The following is a 23258-nucleotide window of genomic DNA, read 5'->3' as shown; positions in this document are numbered from 1 at the left end:
CAGCCGCCCCGTGCGGCGCCCTGCCGCCTCGCGCGGCACCCCCGCCGCCCTCGCGCGGCACCGGCCACGGACCCGTGGCGTCCACATGGTGGAACGGAGTATCCCGCTTCCCGAGAAACGCTCCATCATGTAACCTGCACGAAATTTTGCATCTCACGCAGAGGGCCAACGTCGTCCCTCGGCACCTGCCACATGCCTCATGACGACGACGGGAGAGCCGATGCGTACGCCGCGCCAGCCGTCCCAGCACTCCGCGAATGGCCAGAACTGGTCGTTCATGGATGCTCGCCCTGCTGCGCAGGGTATGTACGACCCCCGCAACGAACGCGACGCCTGTGGCGTCGGTTTCGTCGCCACCCTTACCGGCGAGGCGTCCCACACGCTGGTCGAGCAGGCACTCACCGTGCTGCGCAACCTGGAGCACCGCGGTGCCACCGGCTCCGAGCCCGACTCGGGCGACGGCGCGGGCATCCTCTGTCAGGTGCCGGACGCCTTCTTCCGTGAGGTGGCCGGATTCGACCTTCCCGCCGCCGGCTCCTACGCGGTAGGCGTCGCCTTCCTGCCGGAGGACGGCACCGCGGACGCCGTCTCGAAGATCGAGACGATCGCGGCCGAGGAGGGCCTGACGGTCCTCGGCTGGCGCGAGGTCCCGGTCGCCCCGGAGCTGCTCGGCGCCACCGCCCGCTCCACCATGCCGGCCTTCCGGCAGATCTTCGTGACCGACCAAGCCAGCGAGGGCATCGCGCTGGACCGCAAGGCCTTCGTGCTGCGCAAGCGCGCCGAGCGCGAGGCCGGTGTCTACTTCCCGTCGCTCTCCGCGCGCACGATCGTGTACAAGGGCATGCTGACCACCGGCCAGCTGGAGCCCTTCTTCCCCGACCTGTCCGACCGCCGCTTCGGCTCCGCGATCGCGCTCGTCCACTCGCGCTTCTCCACGAACACCTTCCCGTCGTGGCCGCTCGCGCACCCGTACCGCTTCGTCGCCCACAACGGTGAGATCAACACCGTCAAGGGCAACCGCAACTGGATGGTCGCCCGCGAGTCGCAGCTGGCCTCCGACCTGTTCGGCGACGGCGACCTCTCGCGCATCTTCCCGGTCTGCACCCCGGACGCCTCCGACTCCGCCTCCTTCGACGAGGTGCTGGAGCTGCTGCACCTGGGCGGCCGGTCGCTGCCGCACTCCGTGCTGATGATGATCCCGGAGGCGTGGGAGAACCACGACTCCATGGACCCCGCCCGGCGCGCCTTCTACGGCTTCCACTCCACGATGATGGAGCCCTGGGACGGCCCGGCCTGTGTCACCTTCACCGACGGCACCCAGGTCGGCGCCGTGCTCGACCGCAACGGTCTGCGCCCCGGCCGCTACTGGGTCACCGACGACGGCCTCGTCGTCCTCGGCTCCGAGGTCGGCGTCCTCGACATCGACCCGGCCAAGGTCGTCCGCAAGGGCCGCCTCCAGCCCGGCAAGATGTTCCTCGTCGACACCGCCGAGCACCGCATCATCGAGGACGACGAGATCAAGGCGGCCCTCGCCGCCGAGCAGCCGTACGCCGAGTGGCTGGAGACCGGCGAGATCGAGCTGAGCGACCTGCCCGAGCGCGAGCACATCGTGCACACCCACGCCTCGGTCACCCGCCGCCAGCAGACCTTCGGCTACACCGAGGAAGAGCTGCGCGTCATCCTCGCCCCGATGGCCCGCACCGGCGCCGAGCCGATCGGCTCCATGGGCACGGACTCGCCGATCGCGGCCCTGTCCGAGCGCCCGCGTCTGCTCTTCGACTACTTCACCCAGCTGTTCGCGCAGGTCACCAACCCGCCGCTGGACGCGATCCGCGAGGAACTGGTCACCTCGCTGCGCAGCTCGCTGGGCCCGGAGGGCAACCTGCTCGAGCCGACCGCCGCCTCCTGCCGGTCCGTCGTGCTGCCCTTCCCGGTCATCGACAACGACGAGCTGGCCAAGCTCATCCACATCAACGCCGACGGCGACATGCCCGGCTTCAAGGCCGCGACCCTGTCCGGTCTGTACCGGGTGAGCGGCGGCGGCGACTCCCTCGCCGCGCGGATCGAGGAGATCTGCGCCGAGGCCGACGCCGCCATCGAGAACGGCGCCCGGCTGATCGTCCTGTCCGACCGCCACTCCGACGCCGAGCACGCGCCGATCCCGTCGCTGCTGCTCACCGCGGCCGTCCACCACCACCTCATCCGCACCAAGCAGCGCACCCACGTGGGCCTGCTGGTCGAGGCCGGCGACGTCCGCGAGGTCCACCACGTCGCCCTGCTGATCGGCTACGGCGCCGCCGCCGTCAACCCGTACCTGGCCATGGAGTCGGTCGAGGACCTGCTGCGCGCGGGCACCTTCATCGACGGCATCGAGCCGGAGCAGGCCATCAAGAACCTGATCTACGCCCTCGGCAAGGGCGTGCTGAAGGTCATGTCGAAGATGGGCATCTCCACCGTCGCCTCCTACCGCGGCGCCCAGGTCTTCGAGGCCGTCGGCCTGGACGAGACCTTCGTGGAGAAGTACTTCAACGGCACCGCCACCAAGATCGGCGGCGTCGGCATCGACGTCATCGCCCAGGAGGTCGCCGCCCGGCACGCCAAGGCCTACCCGGCCTCCGGCATCGCCCCGGCGCACCGCGCGCTGGAGATCGGCGGCGAGTACCAGTGGCGCCGCGAGGGCGAGCCGCACCTGTTCGACCCGGAGACGGTCTTCCGCCTCCAGCACTCCACGCGCAGCGGCCGCTACGACATCTTCAAGAAGTACACGGAGCGCGTGAACGAGCAGTCCGAGCGGCTCATGACGCTCCGCGGGCTCTTCGGCTTCAAGTCCGACCGCGCGCCGATCCCCGTCGACGAGGTCGAGCCGGTCTCCGAGATCGTCAAGCGCTTCTCCACCGGCGCCATGTCGTACGGCTCCATCTCCAAGGAGGCGCACGAGACCCTCGCCATCGCCATGAACCAGCTGGGCGGCAAGTCCAACACCGGTGAGGGCGGCGAGGACCCGGAGCGCCTGTACGACCCGGCGCGCCGCTCGGCGATCAAGCAGGTCGCCTCCGGCCGCTTCGGCGTCACCTCCGAGTACCTGGTCAACGCGGACGACATCCAGATCAAGATGGCCCAGGGCGCCAAGCCCGGCGAGGGCGGCCAGCTGCCCGGCCACAAGGTCTACCCGTGGGTCGCCAAGACGCGTCACTCGACGCCGGGCGTCGGCCTGATCTCGCCGCCGCCGCACCACGACATCTACTCCATCGAGGACCTGGCCCAGCTGATCCACGACCTGAAGAACGCGAACCCGCAGGCGCGGATTCACGTGAAGCTGGTCTCCGAGGTCGGCGTCGGCACGGTCGCGGCCGGTGTGTCCAAGGCGCACGCGGACGTCGTCCTGATCTCCGGCCACGACGGCGGTACGGGCGCCTCGCCGCTCACCTCGCTGAAGCACGCCGGCGGTCCCTGGGAGCTGGGCCTCGCCGAGACCCAGCAGACCCTGCTGCTCAACGGCCTGCGCGACCGTATCGTCGTGCAGACCGACGGCCAGCTGAAGACCGGCCGTGACGTGGTCATCGCCGCGCTGCTCGGCGCCGAGGAGTTCGGTTTCGCGACCGCTCCGCTCGTCGTCTCCGGCTGCGTGATGATGCGCGTCTGCCACCTGGACACCTGCCCGGTCGGCATCGCCACCCAGAACCCGGTGCTGCGCGACCGCTTCGCCGGCAAGGCCGAGTACGTGGTGAACTTCTTCCAGTTCATCGCGCAGGAGGTCCGCGAGATCCTCGCCGAGCTGGGCTTCCGCTCCATCGAGGAGGCCGTCGGCCACGCCGAGGCGCTCGACGTCGCCCGTGCCGTCGACCACTGGAAGGCGCAGGGCCTGGACCTGGAGCCGCTGTTCCACGTGCCGTCGCTGCCCGAGGGCGCGGTGCGCCACCAGGTGGTCGAGCAGGACCACGGCCTGGAGAAGGCGCTGGACAACGAGCTGATCAAGCTCGCCGCCGACGCCCTCGCCGCCGGCGACGCCACCGAGGCCCAGCCGGTGCGCGCCCAGGTCGCCATCCGCAACATCAACCGCACGGTCGGCACCATGCTCGGCCACGAGGTGACGAAGAAGTTCGGCGGTGCGGGCCTGCCCGACGACACCATCGACATCACCTTCACCGGTTCGGCCGGCCAGTCCTTCGGCGCCTTCCTGCCGCGCGGTGTCACGCTGCGCCTGGAGGGCGACGCCAACGACTACGTCGGCAAGGGCCTCTCGGGCGGCCGTGTCATCGTCCGCCCGGACCGGGCCGCCGACCACCTCGCCGAGTACTCGGTCATCGCGGGCAACACCATCGGCTACGGCGCGACCGGCGGCGAGCTGTTCCTGCGCGGCCGCACCGGTGAGCGGTTCTGCGTGCGCAACTCCGGCGCGCTGGTCGTCTCCGAGGGCGTGGGCGACCACGGCTGCGAGTACATGACCGGTGGCCACGCGGTCGTCCTCGGCCCGACCGGCCGCAACTTCGCGGCGGGCATGTCCGGCGGTATCGCCTACGTCATCGACCTGGACCCGGACAACGTCAACGCCGGCAACGCCGACGCGGTCGAGGCGCTGGACGACACCGACAAGCAGTGGCTGCACGACGTGGTGCGCCGCCACGCCGAGGAGACCGGCTCGACGGTCGCCGAGAAGCTGCTCGCCGACTGGGACACGGCCGTGCAGCGGTTCAGCAAGATCATCCCCAGCACGTACAAGGCAGTGCTCGCCGCCAAGGACGCCGCCGAGCGAGCCGGTCTGTCCGAGACCGAGATCACCGAGAAGATGATGGAGGCGGCGATCAATGGCTGACCCGAAGGGCTTCCTGAACCACGGCCGTGAGGTCGCCAAGACCCGTCCCGTCGCCGAGCGCGTCAAGGACTGGAACGAGGTCTACGTCCCCGGCTCGCTGCTGCCGATCATCAGCAAGCAGGCCAGCCGGTGCATGGACTGCGGCATCCCGTTCTGCCACAACGGCTGTCCGCTGGGGAACCTGATCCCCGAGTGGAACGACTACGCCTACCGCGAGGACTGGGCGGCCGCCCAGGAGCGGCTGCACGCGACCAACAACTTCCCGGAGTTCACCGGTCGCCTCTGCCCCGCCCCCTGTGAGTCGGCGTGCGTGCTCGGTATCAACCAGCCGCCGGTCACCATCAAGAACGTCGAGGTCTCGATCATCGACAAGGCGTGGGAGACCGGGGACGTCGCCCCGCAGATCCCCGAGCGCCTGTCCGGCAAGACGGTCGCGGTCATCGGCTCGGGCCCGGCGGGTCTCGCCGCCGCCCAGCAGCTGACCCGGGCCGGCCACACGGTCGCCGTCTACGAGCGCGCGGACCGCATCGGAGGCCTCCTCCGCTACGGCATCCCCGAGTTCAAGATGGAGAAGCGGCACATCAACCGCCGTATCGAGCAGATGCGCGCGGAGGGCACCCGCTTCCGGACCGGGGTGGAGATCGGCCGCGACATCAACGCGCGCGACCTGAAGAAGCGGTACGACGCGATCGTGATCGCCGCCGGTGCCACGACCGCGCGTGACCTGCCGGTGCCGGGCCGCGAGCTCAAGGGCATCTACCAGGCGATGGAGTACCTGCCCCTGGCGAACAAGGTGCAGGAGGGCGACTACGTCACCGCGCCCATCTCGGCCGAGGGCAAGCACGTCGTCGTGATTGGCGGCGGTGACACCGGCGCGGACTGCGTGGGCACCGCCCACCGGCAGGGCGCGGCCTCCGTCACCCAGCTGGAGATCATGCCCCGCCCGAGCGAGGAGCGGAACCCGGCCAGCCAGCCGTGGCCCACCTTCCCGATGCTCTACAAGGTGACCAGCGCCCACGAGGAGGGCGGCGACCGCGTCTACTCGGTCTCCACCACCCACTTCGAGGGCGACGAGGACGGCAACGTCCAGTGGCTGCACCTCACCGAGGTGGAGTTCGTCGACGGCAAGCTGACCCCGAAGCCGGGCACCGAGCGCAAGATCCCCGCCCAGCTGGTCACCCTCGCCATGGGCTTCACCGGCACCGACCGGGAGAACGGCCTGGTGGACCAGTTTGGTCTAGACCTCGACGAGCGCGGTAACATCGCCCGCGACGCCGACTTCCAGACCAACGTGCCGGGTGTGTTCGTCGCCGGTGACGCCGGCCGCGGCCAGTCCCTGATCGTGTGGGCGATCGCGGAAGGCCGCTCGGCCGCCCGCGGAGTCGACCGCTACCTGACCGGTGCCAGCGACCTGCCGGCCCCGATCCGCCCGACGGACCGCGCCCTGGCGGTCTGACGGCACCCCTGAGACGTCCCGTACAACGGCGTGCGGAACACCGAACGGCGCCTGCCCAACTGTCCCCGACCGGACGCCTGGGCAGGCGTCGTCGCATGTCCGCACCCTCGCTCACCCGCTCGCCGGTCTGCCGAGCGCGGCGTCGAGGAACACCGCCCGGCACTCCTCGGGGGTGCCCCACGCCGAGCGCAGGGCGCGGGCCCGGGTCAGCCACAGGGACAGGTCGTACTCCGCCGTGTAGCCGATCGCGCCGTGCAGGTGCAGCGCCGTACGGGCCGTGGTGTACGCCGCCTCGCAGGCCGCCAGCTTGGCCGCGGCCACGTCCGCCGGGCGCAGCGACACCGCCGCGCCGAAGAGCAGGGGGCGGGCGAACTCCAGGGCGGTCCTGGCGTCCGCAAGCCGGTGCTTGACCGCCTGGAAGGAGCCCACGGGCACGCCGAACTGGGTGCGCCGGCGGACATGGGCGACGGTCCGGTCCAGCAGCGCGAGTCCGGTGCCGAGGGCTTGGCCGGTGGTGGCCAGCCGGGCCCAGACCAGGGCATCGGGGTGGGGCGGCCCGGCGGTGAGCAGCTCCCCGTCCGGGGCCAGCGGGGTGTGCCGGCGGGCCGGGTCGAGGCTGCGGCGGACCGGCCCTGCGGTGGTGGACAGCCGCAGCCCCTCGGGGGTGGGCAGCAGCCGGAGCGTGGCCGCGTCGCCGTCCAGCGCATATCCGCCGGGCGCTGCCACCGTCGCCATCTCCGTCCCTGCCGCGAGCCCGGGCAGGAACCGCCCGGCCGTGCCGGGACCGGCCAGGAGCACGGCCGCCGCGACCGTCTCCGCCAGCGGGCCCGGGACCGCGTGCCGCCCCAGCTCCGTGAAGGCGACCGCCAGGTCCACCGGACGCCGGCCCAGACCGCCGTACCCCTCCGGCACCGCGAGAGCGAACACCCCCGCCTCGGCGAGCCGCGCCCACAGCGCACGCCCGCGCCCCCGGTCGCCGCGGCTCCAGTCGCGGATCACCGCCGGGGTGTCCGCGGCCGTCAGCATCCGGTCCAGGGTGGCCGCGAAGGCGCGCTGCTCGGGGTCCAGGAGGAAGCGCATCAGCGGCGTCCCTTCGGCAGGCCGAGCAGCCGCTCGGCGATGATGTCGCGCTGGATCTCGTTCGTGCCCGCGTAGATGGGCCCGGCGAGCGCGAAGACATAGCCCTCCGCCCAGGCCGTGTCCGCGAACTCGCCCTCCCCGTCCAGCAGATCGAGCGCCGTCTCGTGCAGCGCGAGGTCCAGCTCGGACCAGAACACCTTGTTCATGCTGGACTCCGGGCCGAGCCGGGCGCCGTCCAGGAAGCGGCAGGCGGCCGCGTAGGTGAACAGCTGGTAGGCGCGGGCGCCGACCAGGGCGTCGGTCACCCGCTGCCGCAGGTGCTCCGGGCGGCCGCGCGCCCGCCAGAGGCCGAGCAGCCGGTCGGCCGCGGCCAGATATCGGCCCGGGGAGCGCAGGGTGAGCCCGCGTTCGTTGCCCGCGGTGGACATCGCGATCCGCCAGCCCTCGCCGGGCTCGCCGATCACGTCCTCGTCCGGCACGAACACCTCGTCCAGGAACAGCTCGGCGAAGGCCGGCTTGCCGTCGAGACGGGCGACCGGGCGGACGGTGACACCGGGGGAGCGCAGGTCGAACATCAGATAGGTCAGCCCCTGGTGCGGCTTGCCGGCCCGCGGCTCGCTGCGGAACAGGCCGAAGGCCCGGTCGGCGAAGGCCGCCCGCGACGACCAGGTCTTCTGCCCGCTGAGCAGCCAGCCGCCCGCCGTCCGTACGGCCCTCGAGCTGAGCGCGGCCAGATCCGAGCCGGCCCCGGGCTCCGACCAGGCCTGGGCCCAGACGACCTCGCCGGTGGCCATCGGCGGCAGCACCCGCGTGCGCTGCTCCTCGGTGCCGTGGTCGAAGAGGGTCGGCGCGAGCAGGCTGACGCCGTTCTGGCCGACCCGGCCCGGCGCGCCCGCCGCCCAGTACTCCTCCTCGAAGACCAGCCAGCGCAGCAGCCCGGCGTCCCGCCCGCCGTACCGCTCCGGCCATGACACCACCGACCAGCGGTCCGCGGCCAGTTCGGCCTCCCAGGCGCGATGGGCGGCGAAACCCTCCGCCGTCTCCAGGGACGGCAGCGGGGTGCGCGGCACATGGGCGGCCAGCCAGGCCCGCGCCTCGGCACGGAACTCCTCGTCGGCCTTCGAGTGGGTCAGGTCCACGGCCCCCGTCACCGTCCTTCCCTAACAAGTGTTTGGTAGGTTAGCGTGACCCTATGACAGGCGTCGAGAGCCCGGCCTATGTGCCCGGGCACGGACTGCTGAAGGGCCGCACCGCCGTCATCACCGCCGCGGCCGGCACCGGCATCGGCGGGGCGACCGCGCGCCGCTTCCTGGAAGAGGGCGCGCGGGTGCTGATCAGCGACGCCCATGCGCGCCGGCTGAAGGAACAGGAGGCGGAACTGGGCCGCCGCTTCCCCGGCGCGGTCACCGCCGTGCCCTGCGACGTCACCGACGAGGCCCAGGTGCACACGCTGTTCGACACGGCCGTGGCCCGGCACGGCCGGCTGGACATCGTCGTCAACAACGCCGGACTCGGCGGCACTTCGGCCCTCGCCGACATGACCGACGAACAGTGGAACCGGGTCCTGGACGTGACCCTGGGCGGCACCTTCCGCTGCACCCGCGCCGCCCTGCGCGCCATGCGGGAGAGCGGCGGCGGGGTCATCGTCAACAACGCCTCCGTCGTCGGCTGGCGCGCCCAGGCCGGGCAGGCCCACTACGCCGCCGCCAAGGCCGGGGTGATGGCCCTGACCCGGTGCGCGGCCGTCGAGGCCGCCGCCTACGGGGTGCGGGTCAACGCGGTCGCGCCCAGCCTCGCCCTGCACCCGCACCTGGTGAAGGTCACCACCGCCGAACTCCTCGAGGAACTGACCGAGCGTGAGGCCTTCGGCCGGTACGCCGAGCCCTGGGAGGTGGCCAACGTGATCGTCTTCCTCGCCTCCGGCTACTCCTCGTACATGACCGGCGAGGTCGTCGCCGTCAGCAGCCAGCACCCCTAGGACCACAATGGGTGCGTGTCGACCAAGAAGAAGCCCCAGGTGACCGCGGCCGCGGCCCGGCGCGGCGAACTCCTCAGCACCGCCGCCGAGGTCTTCGCCGAGCATGGCTACAACGCCACCACCGTCCGCAAGATCGCCGACCATGCCGGGATGCTCGCGGGCAGCCTCTACTACCACTTCGACTCCAAGGAGTCGATGCTCGAGGAGATCCTCCGGACCTTCCTGGACGAGCTGTGGGACGGCTACGACACCGTCCTCGCCTCCGGCCTCGGCCCCCGGCAGACGCTGGAGGCTCTGGTCACCGAGTCCTTCCGGGAGATCGACCGGCACCGCGCCGCCGTCGCGATCTACCAGAAGGAGAGCCGACAGCTCGTCGCCCAGGACCGGTTCGCCTTCCTCGCCGAGTCCCAGCGCCGGTTCGAGAAGGCCTGGCTGTCCACGCTCGAACGCGGGGTCGCCGAACGGGTCTTCCGCGCCGACCTGGACGTCCGGCTCACCTACCGGTTCGTGCGCGACACCGTCTGGGTCGCCGCCTCCTGGTACCGGCCCGGCGGACAGCACAGCCCCGAGGAGATCGCCCGCCAGTATCTGTCGATGGTGCTGGACGGGATCGCCGTACGCGAATGACACGGGTGGCAACACCCCTTCCTGCTGCGGGAGTCAGCATGGCCGAGGCCTATATCGTCGAAGCGGTCCGCACACCGGTGGGGCGGCGCGGGGGAGGGCTCAGCGAGGCCCACCCGGCCGACCTGGGCGGGCATGTCCTCACGGCGCTGATGGAGCGGACCGGGATCGACCCGGCCGCCGTCGAGGACGTCGTCTTCGGCTGCCTGGACGCGGTGGGCCCGCAGGCCGGGGACATCGCCCGCACCTGCTGGCTGGCCGCGGGGCTGCCCGAGGAGGTGCCGGGCGTCACCGTCGACCGGCAGTGCGGATCCTCCCAGCAGGCCGTGCACTTCGCCGCGCAGGCCGTGCTCTCCGGCACCCAGGACCTGGTGGTCGCCGGCGGGGTGCAGAACATGTCCCGGATACCCATCGCCTTCGCCTCCCGCCAGGCCGCCGTTCCGCTCGGCCTGACCGACGGCCCCTTCCTCGGCAGCACCGGCTGGCGTGCCCGGTACGGCGACCAGCCCGTCAACCAGTTCGCCGGCGCCGAGATGATCGCCGCGCAGTGGGGCATCAGCCGCGCGGACCAGGAGGAGTTCGCCCTGCGCTCGCACCGGCGGGCGCTGCGGGCCCTCGACACCGGCCGCTTCGACCGCGAGACCGTCCCCTACGGCAGGGTCGCGGTGGACGAGGGGCCGCGCCGGGACACCTCCCTGGAGAAGATGGCCGCGCTGAAGCCCGTCCTCGACGGCGGCACCATCACCGCCGCCTGCTCCTCCCAGGTCTCCGACGGTGCGGCCGCCCTGCTGCTCGCCTCGGAGCGGGCCGTCCGCGCGCACGGCCTGCGCCCCCGCGCCCGCGTCCACCACCTCTCCGTCCGCGGCGAGGACCCCATCCGGATGCTGTCCGCGCCCATCCCGGCCACCGCGCACGCCCTGCGGAAGACCGGCCTGACCATCGACGCGATCGACCTGGTCGAGATCAACGAGGCCTTCGCGCCGGTCGTCCTGGCCTGGCTGAAGGAGACCGGCGCCGACCCCGACCGGGTCAACGTCAACGGCGGCGCGATCGCCCTCGGCCACCCCCTCGGCGCGACCGGCGCCCGCCTGATGACCACCCTCCTGCACGAACTGGAACGCACCGGCGGCCGCTACGGCCTCCAGACGATGTGCGAGGGCGGGGGACAGGCGAACGTGACGATCATCGAGCGTCTGTGAGCCGGAGGGCGGTCGCCGGGCGGGCTCTGAGGTGGGCGGCGGTCACTGGACCTCTCCGAGCCCGCCCACATGCTTCAGCACCTCCTCCGCTTCCGTCATGATCCGTTCCACCAGTTCCGCGCACGACGGGAGGTCGTCGATCACCCCGGCGACCTGCCCGGCCGCCATCACCCCGAGGTCCGTACGGCCGTCCACCATCGCGGACTTCAGCAGCATCGGGGTGTTCGCGGCGAGCAGCAGCTGGCTCCAGGACAGCTCCTTGCCGTGGCGGAGGGCGAGGCCGTCGCGGACGAGTTGCCGCCAGGTCAGCCCCGACAGCCGCCGGAAGCCGGCCGCCCGCCGCACCGCGTGCGCGAAGGTCCGTATCCGGCCCGACCGCTCCAGCGCGTCCACGAGATCCGAGCGCAGCATCCGGTGCGGCAGGCCGTCCACCGCCCGGGTGACCGTGACGTCCCGGACCGTCGCCGCCAGATACCGGGCCCGCACCGGCTCCGGCACCGTCGAGTCGGAGGTGAGCAGGAACCGGGTGCCCATCGCCACCCCGGCCGCCCCGTACGCCAGCGCCGCGACCAGGCCCCGCCCGTCGAAGAAGCCGCCCGCCGCCACCACCGGTATCCGCACCGCGTCCACCACCTGCGGCAACAGCACGGTCGTCGCCACCTCGCCGGTATGCCCGCCGCCCTCGCCGCCCTGCACGATCACCGCGTCCGCACCCCACGCGGCCACCTTCTCCGCGTGCCGTTGCGCCCCGACGGACGGGATGACCACGACCCCGGCCTCCTTCAGCGCGGCGATCAGCTCACGCGAGGGCGCGAGGGCGAAGGAGGCCACCCGGACGCCCTCCGCCAGCATGATCTCCACGCGGTCCGCCGCGTCGCCCGCGTCGGCCCGCAGGTTCACCCCGAACGGGGCGTCGGTACGGGACCGCACCTCCCGTATCGCCTCGCGTAACCGGTCCGGTGTCATCGTCGCGGACGCCAGGATGCCGAGCGCGCCCGCGTTCGCCGCCGCCGAGACCAGCCGGGGGCCGGCCACCCAGCCCATGCCGGTCTGCACCACCGGATGCCGGACCCCGACCAGCCGGGTCAGTGCCGTGTCCATCAGGCCGGAACCTCCCTGGCCCGGGTGTTGCCGGGATCGATCACCTCGCGGATCAGGCGCAGTTCGGCGGCGGTCGGCTCACGGGTCTGCGGCACCCCGTCCGGGATCACCAGCTCGAACCCGGTCGCCTCCCGGACCTGGTCCACCGTCACGCCCGGATGCACCGAGACCAGCCGCATGGTGCGGTCCGGCGTGGCGAAGTCGAAGACGCCGAGGTCGGAGACGACCCGTGGGATGCGGTGGTAGGGCGCACCGGCCGCCCGGTCGTACCCCACCCCGCACACCATGTCGACCTTCTCGACGAAGACCCGCCGGGAATGCTTCGGGATCCAGTAACTCGTCGGGTGGTTGAGTGTGTTGACCGGCGCCCCGCGCACCCCGAGCAGCTGCCGGGCCGGCCGCGCCCAGTCGCCGATGCAGGAGATGTTCTGGTTGCCGTACCGGTCGATCTGGCTCGCGCCCATCATCACGTGCCGCCGGCCCCCGGTGACCAGTTCCAGATGTCTGCGGTACGGCAGCCAGCCCTCGACGGTGCCGTCCGGGCCCACGAGCTGCGCCTCCCCGTCGGTCAGCAGCAGATCCGGCGCGAAGGTCCGTCTGGCGAGCCGGGCGCCGACGGACGGGACCAGGCCCATCGGGCTCGCCAGGATCTCGCCCGCGCCCCGCCAGGCCTCGGCGCAGGCGATGACGCAGTACTCGGCACAGGAGACGAGCCCGCGTCCGGCGGCTGCGGCTTCGCTCATGACCCCTCCTCGACGGCCGCCCGGTAGGCGCGCTCGTCCCCGGCCAGATAACGCGCCGCGAACCGGGGCCAGTCAGTCGTCGCGTACCGCTTCTGGAACGCCTCGTCCCGGCCGTAGTCCGGGGCGCAGGAGGTGAAGTGGGCGCCGCCCGGGGCCTCCACCACCCCGGTCACCACATGCCGCCCCACCAGCAGGGTCTGCGGGGCTGCCGCCTTGGCCAGCTCGGCCGTGTCGACGATCCGCTCGCAGGACACATAGGCGCGGTCCGCCGCGGCGCAGAACAGGTCGTCGAAGTACGGGTCCGGGCCCAGATACTGGCCGTTGCCCTGCCGGTCGGCGCGGTTGAGGTGCACCAGGGCGGCGTCCAGGCGCAGGGCGGGCATGGCGACGAACGTCTCCCCGTCCTCGTACGGCGACGTGACCGTCCTCAGGCCCGGATTGACCCGCATCACGTCCGAGCCGAGACCCGCCCGGACCGGCAGGAACGGCAGCCGGTTCGCGGCCGCGCGCAGCCCCCATAGGAACATCGCCTCGTCGATCTCCGTCAGTTCGAAGGCACCCCGCTCACGGGCCGATCGGTAGTGCGGCTCCAGCGGGATCGAGTCGAGGGTGACAAAGGCGGTGACCAGCCTGCGGATCCGGCCGGCGGCGGCCAGCATCCCGACGTCCGGACCGCCGTACGACACGACCGTGAGGTCGCTGATCCCCGTCCGCAGCAGCGCCCTGACCAGGGCCATCGGCTTACGCCGGGAGCCCCAGCCGCCGATGCCGAGCGTCATGCCGCTCGCCAGCCGGCCGGCCACCTCCTCGGCGGTCATCGTCTTGTCGGCCATCTACGCACCCTCCTTCCCGAACGTGTCGCGGACCCGGTCGGCCAGGCCGCTGAGGTTGGCCTCGAAGGTGAAGCCCTGCTCGAAGCGGTAACTGCGGCGCACATCGACCGGATCGATGCCGTTGATCGCGGCCTTGGCCATCCGCAGCAGCCGCCCGTCCTTGGCGGCGATCTCCCGGGCCAGCTCCAGGGCCGCCGCCCGCAGCCCCGCACGCGGCACCACCCGCCACACCGAGCCGTGCCGGTGCAGCTCGGCGGCGCTCGCCGTACGCCCGGTGTAGTACAGGGCGCGCATCAGGTGCTGCGGGACCAGCCGGGCGAGATGGGTGGCGGCGCCCAGCGCGCCCCGGTCCAGCTCGGGCAGCCCGAAGACGGCGTCCTCGCTGGCCACGATCGCGTCCGCGTTGCCCACCAGCCCTATCCCGCCGCCCAGGCAGAAGCCGTGCACCGCCGCCACGACGGGGGTCTCGCACTCGTACACCGCCGCGAAGGCGTCCGCGCAGCCGTGGTTGGCGCCGATCAGCGCCCGCTGCCCGGCCGCCTGTATCTCCTTGATGTCCACGCCCGCGTTGAACCCGCGGCCCTCCGCGGCCAGGACCACGCACCGGACCCCCGGATCGCGGCCCGCCGTGCGCACGGCCGCGGCCAGCGCGGACCAGCCGGCCACCGGCAGTGCGTTCACCGGCGGGAAGTCGACCGTGACGAGCGAAATCCCCTTTTCCGGGGACGAGAGGGAGACACCCATGCACGCATCAGCTACCTTCGCACTCAACGCCTTTCCACCAAACATTTGTTAGGTGTGCGGCTTCGAAGCTAGCAGTCGGCGCGGACCAGCGGGAGGGCCTGTGGAAAACCCGGCGGCGCACCCTGTGGACAACTCGCTGCACGGCAGAACCGTCGTGGTCACCGGCGGCACCCGGGGCGTCGGCGCCGGGATCGCCCGGGCCTGCGTCGCGGCCGGTGCCCAGGTTTTGGCCTGCGCCCGCAGACCGCCCGAACACCCCCTGGCCGGAGTCGAGTTCGCCCCGCTCGACCTGCGCGACCCGGCCGCCGTCCGGGCCTTCTTCGGCGCGCTGCCCCGCCTCGACGTCCTCGTCAACAACGCGGGCGGCACGCCGTACCGGCGGCTCGTGGACGCCGAAGCCGAACGGCACGCGAAGGTCATCGAGCTGAACCTCGTCACCCCGCTGACCGCGTCCCTCGCCGCCTACGAGCACCTGCGGCGCAGCCGGGGCTCGGTGGTGATGGTCGGCAGCGTCAGCGGCACGCGTCCCTCGCCCGGGTCGGCCGCCTACGGCGCGGCCAAGGCGGGCCTGGCCGGTCTCGCCGCCTCCATGGCGGTGGAGTGGGCGCCGGAGGTCCGGGTCAACACGCTGGTGGTCGGCATGGTCCGCACCGAGCTGTCCCCGCTGCACTACGGCGGCCCCGACGGCATCGCCGCCGTCTCCCGCACCGTCCCGCTGGGCCGCCTGGCCACCCCCGCCGACGTCGGCGCCGCCGCCGTCTTCCTCGCCTCCGGCGCGGCCGCCTACATCAGCGGGGCGAGCCTCGAGGTGCACGGAGGCGGGGAACGGCCCGCCTTCCTGACCGCCGCGCCCGTCAACCTCCCACCAGGAGAACCGACATGAACGGAATCTGCGCCGGCCGGGTCGTCGTCGTCACCGGTGCCGGACGCGGGCTCGGCCGGGCCCACGCCCTCGCCTTCGCGGCCGAGGGCGCCCGCGTCGTCGTCAACGACCTGGGCGTCGCACTCGACGGCGCACCGGACGGCGCGCCCGGCGCGGCGAACCCCGCCGAGGGCGTCGCCGCGGAGATCCGGGCCGCGGGCGGCGAGGCGGTCGCGCACGCCGGCGACATCGCCACCACCGAGGGCGCCGCCTCCCTGGTCCGGACCGCCCTGGAGAGCTACGGACGGCTCGACACCCTCGTCAACAACGCGGGCTTCCTGCGCGACCGCATGCTGGTCAACCTGGACGAGGACGACTGGGACGCGGTGATCCGTGTCCACCTCAAGGGCCACTTCCTGCCGCTGCGGCACGCCGCAGCGCACTGGCGGGCCGAGGCCAGGGCCGGGCGGAGCGCGCAGGCCCGGATCGTCAACACCAGCAGCGGGGCGGGCCTGCTGGGCTCGGTCGGACAGGGCAACTACAGTGCCGCCAAGGCCGGGATCATCGGCCTGACCCTGGTCGCCGCGGCCGAACTGGCCCGCTACGGCGTCCAGGTCAACGCCGTCGCCCCCGCCGCCCGCACCCGGATGACGGAACGTGCCTTCGCCGCGGCCATGGCGGCCCCGGCGGCCGGGTTCGACGCCATGGCGCCGGAGAACGTCTCCCCGCTCGTCGTCTGGCTCGGCTCCGCCGCCAGCGACGGCGTGACCGGCCGGGTCTTCGAGGCGGAGGGCGGCCGCATCACCGTCATGGAGGGCTGGCGCCCCGGCCCGACCGCCGAGAAGGCGGCCCGCTGGACACCGGCCGAGGCCGGGCAGGAAGCACGCCGGCTGCTGGCCGCGGCCTACCCTCCGGCCCCCGCCTACGGAGCGCACCCCCAGCTGCCGAGACCGCACCCCTAGGTGTCGCACTCCAGCACCGTCCGGCACAACCCGCACCGCGCGCGGACCCGCCCCCGCACCGGCACCCTGATCCGCTGGTGGCAGGTCGGACAGGGGAAGGAGACGCGCAGCTCACCGGAGGGGCCGGGGGCGAAGGCGTACGAGGTCCCGGACGCGCCCGGCGCCATCGGCACCGCATGCCGCCGGTCATGGGCGTACCGGCGGCGCCCCGCCCAGCCGGCGCCGGTCAGCGGCGGCTGCTGCCCGTCCCGGCGGGCCAGGGTCAGCCCCTTGGTGTAGGCGGTGTAGGCCTGCGGGCTGGTGAACCACACGGACGGGTCCTCGCCGAAGAGCAGCGCCCGCTTGGCCAGCACGTAGCCGAACTCCTCGGGGGTGAGATAGCCGAGTTTCTGGGAGGTGACGGCGTCCTCCCGGTAGGCGTCCAGGAGCAGCCAGCCCGCCCCCAGGTAGGCCGTCACCGTGTCGGTGAGGATCTCGTTCTCGGCCGTGGTCGGGAAGGCGAGGTCCAGCCGGTGCAGATAGACGTGCGCCACCTCGTGGGCGAGCGCGGCGCCGATGTCCCGGCGGTGCGTGCGGAACCGGTCGTTGAGCTCCACGAAGTACTCGGGCCCCGCCGCCAGTTCCACGTGCGCCGCGTGGGTCATCTCCCGGAAGCCGACGACCAGCCGCGCGTCCGGCAGCCGGAAGTGCCGCACGATCTCGTGGGCCACCCGCTGCGCGCCCACATGCAGGTCGTCGGTGTCGCAGAAGGCCACATCGGCGGGGACCACGCTGGCCGAGAAGGTCTGCACGGCGGTGGGGGACAGGCGCCGGTACAGCGCGGTGATCGCGGCCCGCACCGTCTCCAGATGCGGGTAGCCGTGCTCGACCGGTCCGCCGTTCGCCACCTGCGCACCCCCAAAGACGCCGGAGCCCTCCTCCACTGTAGGCGCCGCGGACCGCCGGTCACACGGGCAGCAGCCGGGGAGCCGGCCGGTCCGGGGCCGCGTCCTGGAGCTCCAGCAGCCACACGTCGTTCGCGCCCTCCCGGAGCACCGGCCCGGGCACGTACAGGGTCCGCTGCGGACCCACCGACCAGTAGCGGCCCAGCCCGAACCCGTTGACCCACGCGAAGCCACGGGTCAGGCCGGGCAGCTCCAGCCGTGCGTCCCCGGCCCCGCGGACCACGGCCGTCCCCCGGTACAACCCCGGCCCGCCCCGCCCGGGCGGCGCACCGAACGGCACCGCGTCCACACCACCGCCGAAGGCGTCCAGATCGAGGCCACGCGCGCGTACCCCGTGCAGATACTGCCGCTCGTGCAGGATGCCGCCGGTGACGCCCTTCGCCTCGCCGAACCGCGGCCCGTAGTTCACCCGGCCCAGGGACTCCACCCACAGCTCCACGCGCGCGGGACCCGCCACGGGCTCTGGCAGCCGCGGCTCCTCCTCGGTGAGCACCCCGGCCCGCTCGCCGTCGACGTACACCACCGCCAGGTCCCGCAGCCCGCGCACGGTCAGCGGGTACGGCCGGCGCGGTCCGGGCACGTCCACCGTGTAGCGCACGAGCCCCCGGGTGACCCGCAGTTCCTCGAAGGAGGGCGGCAGCGCGGCGGTCACCTCCTCGCCGCCCAGCGTGTCCAGGACGTCGCCCAGGGCCGCCCAGGAGACCACCGCCACCTCGGCCGGAGAGCCCAGCACCGGCGGCCGCGGCGGCAGGGCGGGCAGCGGCCCGGGCGCGTACTCGGCCAGCACCTCGCGCAGCCGCCAGAACTTCTCCGTCGGGCGGCCGTACTCGTCGACGGGGGCGTCGTAGTCGTACGACGTCACGTCCGGCCCGAGCGGGCCCTCGTGCAGCGGGCCGCCCCGGTTGGCGCCCGCCCAGCCGCCGAAGCTGGTCCCGCCGTGCGCCATGTACAGGTTCACCGACGCCCCGCACGCCAGGATCTCCCGCAGCGTCGCGGCGGCCTCGCCCGGGTCGCGTACGACCGGCTCCCCGGCCCAGTGGCAGAACCAGCCGCACCAGAACTCCATGCACATCAGCGGGCCCTGCGGGCGGTGGCGGCGCAGCGCCTCGAAGGCCACGCGCGCGTGGGAGCCGAAGTTCACCGTCGCGAGCACCCCGGGCAGCGAGCCGCCGGTCAGCATGTGGTCCTCGGGACCGTCCGAGGTGCACAGCGGAACCGTCACCCCCTCGGCCCGCAGCAGCGCGGCCAGCTCCCGGAGATGGCCGGTGTCGCTGCCGTAGCTGCCGTACTCGTTCTCCACCTGGACCAGCAGCACCGGGCCGCCGCGGTCGGTCTGCCGGGACACGATGTCCGGCAGCAGACGGCGGAACCAGTCGCGCACCGGCGCCATATAGCGCTCGTCGCGCGTACGCGCGCGCGTGCCCGGCTCGCCCGTCACCCACACCGGCACCCCGCCGTTCTCCCACTCCGCGCAGATGTACGGCCCCGGCCGCACCACCGCCCACAGGCCCGCCTCCGCGACCGCGTCCAGAAAGCGGCCGACCGCCGCGACGTCCCGGTACTCGCCCGGGGCCGGTGCGTGCAGGTTCCAGGGGACATACGTCTCCACGCAGTTCAGGCCCATGGCACGCAGCATCGCCAGCCGGTGCCGCCACAGCCGCTCGTGCACCCGGAAGTAGTGCAGCGCCCCGGACAGCAGCCGCACCGGCCGCCCGTCCAGCAGGAACTCCGACTCCCCGACCGTGAACTCGCCCATGCCTCCCAGCCTCACCCCTTCCGGTGATCGCCGCCATGGACGAAGATCGGCGCTGCTTGGACAGAAGTCCGCTGCCGCCGAGGCCGCGAGGAGCGCCGATGTACCAGACCTGGATGCGGTTCTTCAGCCCCGGCCCCGCCCACCACCGGCTCGGCCTGGTCTGCCTCGGCGTGGGCCTCCAGCACGGTGCGCTGCCCACCGTCGGCCCGCGCACCCTCGACCACCACGTGGCCGTGGTGATCAGCACGGGCGGCGGCTGGTACCGGGCCGCGGACGGCCGCCGTACGACCGTCACGGCGCCCGCGCTGCTCTGGCTCACCCCCGGCGTGCCGCACCACTACGCGCCCGACGCGGACACCGGCTGGGACGAGGGCTTCGTCGACTTCGCCGGCCCCGCCACACCCTCGTACACCGAACTCGGCTACATCGAACCCGACCGGCCCGTCGTCCCCCTCTCCGACGCCGCCGCGCCCCGCGCGGTCATCGCCCGCATCGCCCGCGCCGCCCGCCGCGGCAACCCCCTGCTGGAGGTGGAGACCGGCGCCGCCGTGCACGAGCTGCTGGTGGCCCTGCGCCGCGCCCGCGCCGATCTCGCCCCGGACGGCGACCAGGTGCTCCAGGCGCTGGCCCGGGACGCCTGCACGACGATGAGCGTCGCCGACCACGCCGCCCGGCACGGGATGACCGCCGCCGAGCTGCGCAGCGCCGTCCGCCGGGCCGCCGGATGCACCCCCAAGGACTATCTCCTCGGCATCCGCCTGGGCCGCGCCAAGGAACTCCTGGCCGCCACGGAGCTGTCCGTCGCCGCCGTGGCGCGCCGGGTCGGTTACGACGACCCCGCCTACTTCTCGCGGCTCTTCACCCGCCGCGTCGGCCTCGCCCCGGTCCGCTTCCGGGCCCAGCAGGGCCGTGCCGTCCCGGGCGGCTGGAGCGACCGGGTCCCCGAGCCCGGCCAGCCCCCGATGATCCAGTCCCCGGACACCCCGTAGGCCGACCGCCGCCGAGCACATAGGGTTGACACCCATGACCACCAGCAACACCGGCACCAGTGCCGTGGACCCCGAGGTCCGCCAGGAACTGGAGCGGCTGCGCGACAGCATCGACAACATCGACGCGGCCGTCGTCCATATGCTCGCCGAGCGCTTCAAGTGCACCCAGCAGGTCGGCCGGCTCAAGGCCGTGCACCAGCTGCCGCCCGCCGACCCGGCCCGCGAGGCCCGCCAGATCGAGCGGCTGCGCCGCCTCGCCGAGAGCGCCAAGCTCGATCCGGCGTTCGCCGAGAAGTTCCTGAACTTCATCATCGCCGAGGTGATCCGGCACCACGAGAGCATCGCCGAGGACACCGTCAACGGACAGTCCGCACAGCACTGACACCGAAAAGGCGGGGCGTCAAGGGGGCGGCGGGCGCACGCGCCGGGCGCCCCGGTGCACCGGACATAAGCCGTGTACCGACCCGCCCCTGTGCGGTGTCGGTCCCATCGGGCAGCATGGCGTGCATGTCCGTACTCACGCGCGACGAAGCGCAAGCCCGAGCACAGCTCCTCGACGTCCACCGGTACACGGTCGAACTGGACCTCACCACCGGGGACGAGACCTTCCTCTCCCGCACAGTGATCCGGTTCGCCGCGCTGGCCGAGGGAGACACGTTCGTCGAGCTGAAGCCCGCGGAACTGCGCGCCGTCACGCTCGACGGGCAGCCCCTCGACCCGGAGTCGCTGCACGCGGACCGGCTGCCCCTGAAGAACCTCACCGCCGGCGAGCACGAGCTGCACGTCGATGCGGTCATGCGCTACTCCCGCACCGGCGAGGGCATGCACCGCTTCACCGACCCCAGCGACGGCGAGACCTACGTCTACTCGCAGCTGTTCATGGACGACGTCCAGCGCGTCTTCGCCGCCTTCGACCAGCCCGACCTGAAGGCCGTCTTCGAGGTGTCCGTCACGGCGCCCGAGGGCTGGACCGTCCTCGCCAACAGCGTCACCGAGCACCAGGGCGACGGCCGCTGGCAGGCCGCGCCCACCCCGCCGGTCTCCACCTACCTGGTCGCCGTCGCCGCCGGCCCCTGGCACTCGGTGCGCACCGAACACCGCGGGCTGCCCTTCGGCCTGCACTGCCGCCGCTCCCTCGCCCCCTACCTGGACGCCGACGCCGAGGAGATCCTCGACATCACGCGCGCGTGCTTCGACCGCTACCACGAGAAGTTCGAGGAGCCCTACCCCTTCGACTCCTACGACCAGGCGTTCGTCCCCGAGTTCAACGCGGGCGCCATGGAGAACCCGGGCCTGGTCACCTTCCGCGACGAGTTCGTCTACCGCTCCGCCGTCACCGAGACCGAGCGGCAGATCCGCGCCATGGTCGTCGCGCACGAGATGGCCCACATGTGGTTCGGCGACCTCGTCACCCTCCGGTGGTGGGACGACGTCTGGCTGAACGAGTCCTTCGCCGAGTACATGGGCTACCAGACCACCGCCGAGGCCACCCGCTTCACCGGCCCCTGGACCGAGTTCGCCGTCACCCGCAAGTCCTGGGGCTACGACGCCGACCAGCGGCCCACCACCCACCCGGTCGCCCCCGAGAACGTCGAGGACACCGCCTCGGCGCTGCTCAACTTCGACGGCATCTCCTACGCCAAGGGCGCCTCCGCGCTGCGCCAGCTGGCCGCCTGGCTCGGCGAGAAGGACTTCCTCGCCGGCATCAACACCCACTTCGCCCGGCACAAGTTCGGCAACGCCAGCCTCGCCGACTTCATCGACTCCCTCGCCTCGGCCACCGACCGCGACGTGCACGCCTGGGCCGACAGCTGGCTGCGCACCACCGGCGTCGACACGCTCACCCCGGTGATCGCCTCCACCGAGGGCAGCTGCACGCTGACCGTCGACCGCGCGGGCAGCCGCCCGCACCGCATCACCGCCGGCCTGTACGACCACGACCTCGCCGACGAGGGCCGGCTGGTGCTGCGCGAGCGCCTCGACCTGGACGTGCCGTCGGCCGACCCGCACCCCATCGGCAAGCGCCCCGCCCTGCTCCTGCTCAACGACGGCGACCTCACCTACGCCAAGATCCGCTTCGACGCCGGCTCCTTCGAGACGGTCCGCACCGCCCTGTCCGCCCTGCCCGACCCGCTCAGCCGCGCGCTCGTCTGGAACGCCCTGCGGGACGCCGTCCGCGACGGTGAACTCCCGCCCGCCGTCTACCTGGAGACGGCCCGCGCCCACCTTCCGCGCGAGACCGACCTGGCCGTCGTCGAGGGCGCCCTGGCCTTCGCCTCGGGCCAGATCGCCGACCAGTACCTGCGTCCCGAGGACCGCCCGGCCGCCCTGGCCACCCTCACCTCCCTCGCCCGCGACCTGCTGCGCCGCACCGAGGACGGCGACCACCCCGGCCTGCGCCTGCTCGCCGTGCGGCAGCTCGTCGACGCGGCCGCGCACCCCGACACCATCGCCGCCTGGCTCGCCGACGGCACGGTGCCCGGCGGACCGGAACTCGACCCCGAGCTGCGCTGGCGCATCCTCGGCCGGCTCGCCGTGCTCGGCGCCACCGACGAGGCCGCCATCGCCGCCGAGCTGGAGCGCGACCCGAGCGCCACCGGCCAGGAGGGCGCCGCCCGCTGCCGGGCCGCGCTGCCCGACCCGGACGCCAAGCGCGCGGCCTGGGACGCCATGTTCACCCGCGACGACCTGTCCAACTACCTGTTCACCGCCACCGCCCGCGGCTTCTGGCAGCCCGAACAGGCCGACCTGGTACGGGAGTACGTGCCCCGCTTCTACGAGGACGCGGTCGGCCTCGCCGCCCGCCGGGGCCCCGCCATCGCCGTCGCCGCCGGCCGCTGGTGCTTCCCGGCGCACGCCGTCGACGCCGAGAACCTCCGGCTCGGCGAGGCCTGCCTGCGCGACGCGGACCCCGTCCCCTCCCTCCGCCGCACCCTCGCCGACCGCCTGGACGACCTGTCCCGCGCGCTACGGGTACGCGGCGAGCGAACGGAGGCATAGCGGCCCCGCACCGACAGAGTCTGCGGCACCGGGGGGCGGAGGGGGCGAGCCGCCGCGCGCGAGCGCCCCGCACAACCCCCACCCGTGCGCCGGAGCACGCCGGCGCCCGGGCCGCCCCGCTCCGGCGCCCGGGCCGCCCCGCTCCGGCGCCCGGGCCGCCCCGCTCCGGCGCCC

General features: G+C 73.2%; 18 protein-coding genes. 10 read left to right on the top strand and 8 right to left on the bottom strand.

The annotated features are described in order from the left end of the window. The first annotated feature begins 220 nt into the window (after positions 1 to 220). Complete coding sequence (gene gltB / locus ACFVIU_RS19625; protein WP_385843880.1) at positions 221 to 4813, top strand: glutamate synthase large subunit; 4593 nt, start codon at positions 221 to 223, stop codon at positions 4811 to 4813. After that, on the top strand, positions 4806 to 6269 hold the full coding sequence (locus ACFVIU_RS19620) for a glutamate synthase subunit beta (protein ID WP_385843879.1): 1464 nt from the start codon (positions 4806 to 4808) through the stop codon (positions 6267 to 6269). The genes gltB and ACFVIU_RS19620 overlap by 8 nt, the downstream gene beginning before the upstream one ends. Positions 6270 to 6380: 111 nt before the next feature. On the opposite strand, the gene ACFVIU_RS19615 is transcribed toward ACFVIU_RS19620, so the two are convergent. After that, a complete protein-coding gene (locus ACFVIU_RS19615) occupies positions 6381 to 7349 on the bottom strand; it encodes an acyl-CoA dehydrogenase family protein (protein WP_385843877.1) in 969 nt (322 codons plus the stop codon). Further along, positions 7349 to 8488, bottom strand: coding sequence for an acyl-CoA dehydrogenase family protein (locus ACFVIU_RS19610; protein ID WP_385844106.1), 1140 nt, complete (start codon positions 8486 to 8488; stop codon positions 7349 to 7351). The genes ACFVIU_RS19615 and ACFVIU_RS19610 overlap by 1 nt, the downstream gene beginning before the upstream one ends. 53 nt (positions 8489 to 8541) lie before the next feature. Here ACFVIU_RS19610 and ACFVIU_RS19605 point away from each other — a divergent pair, with 53 nt between their 5' ends. Genes ACFVIU_RS19605 through ACFVIU_RS19595 form a run of 3 tightly spaced genes read left to right on the top strand, consistent with a single transcriptional unit; the run spans position 8542 to position 11150 of the window. Continuing rightward, positions 8542 to 9327, top strand: coding sequence for an SDR family oxidoreductase (locus ACFVIU_RS19605; RefSeq protein ID WP_385843876.1), 786 nt, complete (start codon positions 8542 to 8544; stop codon positions 9325 to 9327). 15 nt (positions 9328 to 9342) lie between these two features. Beyond that, the gene (locus tag ACFVIU_RS19600) at positions 9343 to 9954 is read left to right on the top strand and encodes a TetR/AcrR family transcriptional regulator (protein ID WP_385843875.1); all 612 of its coding nucleotides are present in this window, start codon (positions 9343 to 9345) and stop codon (positions 9952 to 9954) included. 38 nt (positions 9955 to 9992) lie between these two features. Beyond that, positions 9993 to 11150, top strand: a complete 1158-nt coding sequence (locus tag ACFVIU_RS19595) for an acetyl-CoA C-acetyltransferase (RefSeq protein ID WP_385843873.1) — start codon at positions 9993 to 9995, stop codon at positions 11148 to 11150. Positions 11151 to 11192: 42 nt separating this feature from the next. Here ACFVIU_RS19595 and ACFVIU_RS19590 read toward each other — a convergent pair whose 3' ends face one another. Genes ACFVIU_RS19590 through ACFVIU_RS19575 form a run of 4 tightly spaced genes read right to left on the bottom strand, consistent with a single transcriptional unit; the run spans position 11193 to position 14571 of the window. Beyond that, positions 11193 to 12251: an NAD(P)H-dependent flavin oxidoreductase gene (locus ACFVIU_RS19590; protein WP_385843872.1), complete on the bottom strand. Its 1059-nt coding sequence runs from the start codon at positions 12249 to 12251 to the stop codon at positions 11193 to 11195. Beyond that, positions 12251 to 12994, bottom strand: coding sequence for a CoA-transferase subunit beta (locus ACFVIU_RS19585; RefSeq protein ID WP_385843870.1), 744 nt, complete (start codon positions 12992 to 12994; stop codon positions 12251 to 12253). Before ACFVIU_RS19585 ends, ACFVIU_RS19590 begins: the two co-directional genes overlap by 1 nt. After that, a complete protein-coding gene (locus tag ACFVIU_RS19580; protein WP_385843869.1) occupies positions 12991 to 13827 on the bottom strand; it encodes a CoA transferase subunit A in 837 nt (278 codons plus the stop codon). Before ACFVIU_RS19580 ends, ACFVIU_RS19585 begins: the two co-directional genes overlap by 4 nt. Then, on the bottom strand, positions 13828 to 14571 hold the full coding sequence (locus ACFVIU_RS19575; RefSeq protein ID WP_385843868.1) for an enoyl-CoA hydratase family protein: 744 nt from the start codon (positions 14569 to 14571) through the stop codon (positions 13828 to 13830). A gap of 100 nt (positions 14572 to 14671) precedes the next feature. Here ACFVIU_RS19575 and ACFVIU_RS19570 point away from each other — a divergent pair, with 100 nt between their 5' ends. Continuing rightward, the gene (locus ACFVIU_RS19570; protein ID WP_385843867.1) at positions 14672 to 15454 is read left to right on the top strand and encodes an SDR family oxidoreductase; all 783 of its coding nucleotides are present in this window, start codon (positions 14672 to 14674) and stop codon (positions 15452 to 15454) included. Further along, entirely contained in the window at positions 15451 to 16395 is a 945-nt protein-coding gene (locus tag ACFVIU_RS19565) for an SDR family oxidoreductase (protein WP_385843866.1), read from the top strand. Before ACFVIU_RS19570 ends, ACFVIU_RS19565 begins: the two co-directional genes overlap by 4 nt. On the opposite strand, the gene ACFVIU_RS19560 is transcribed toward ACFVIU_RS19565, so the two are convergent. Both ACFVIU_RS19560 and ACFVIU_RS19555 read right to left on the bottom strand, forming a co-directional pair. Beyond that, a complete protein-coding gene (locus ACFVIU_RS19560) occupies positions 16392 to 17282 on the bottom strand; it encodes a hypothetical protein (protein WP_385843864.1) in 891 nt (296 codons plus the stop codon). The two genes, ACFVIU_RS19565 and ACFVIU_RS19560, sit on opposite strands and share 4 nt — an antisense overlap. A gap of 58 nt (positions 17283 to 17340) precedes the next feature. Continuing rightward, positions 17341 to 19095: a beta-galactosidase family protein gene (locus ACFVIU_RS19555; RefSeq protein WP_385843863.1), complete on the bottom strand. Its 1755-nt coding sequence runs from the start codon at positions 19093 to 19095 to the stop codon at positions 17341 to 17343. A gap of 98 nt (positions 19096 to 19193) precedes the next feature. On the opposite strand from ACFVIU_RS19555, the gene ACFVIU_RS19550 reads away from it, so the two are divergent. The 3 genes from ACFVIU_RS19550 (at position 19194) to pepN (ending at position 23084) form a co-directional block, all read left to right on the top strand. Further along, a complete protein-coding gene (locus tag ACFVIU_RS19550; RefSeq protein ID WP_385843862.1) occupies positions 19194 to 20084 on the top strand; it encodes a helix-turn-helix domain-containing protein in 891 nt (296 codons plus the stop codon). 34 nt (positions 20085 to 20118) lie between these two features. After that, a complete protein-coding gene (locus tag ACFVIU_RS19545) occupies positions 20119 to 20466 on the top strand; it encodes a chorismate mutase (RefSeq protein WP_385843861.1) in 348 nt (115 codons plus the stop codon). A 125-nt stretch (positions 20467 to 20591) separates the two neighbouring features. Next, a complete protein-coding gene (pepN, locus tag ACFVIU_RS19540) occupies positions 20592 to 23084 on the top strand; it encodes an aminopeptidase N (RefSeq protein WP_385843860.1) in 2493 nt (830 codons plus the stop codon). Positions 23085 to 23258: the final 174 nt, after the last annotated feature.

This window comes from Streptomyces sp. NPDC127190, assembly GCF_042672505.1.
GTDB lineage: Bacteria > Actinomycetota > Actinomycetes > Streptomycetales > Streptomycetaceae > Streptomyces.
Note: the sequence above shows the minus strand (reverse complement) of the source record. Positions and strands in the feature narration are given on the sequence as shown.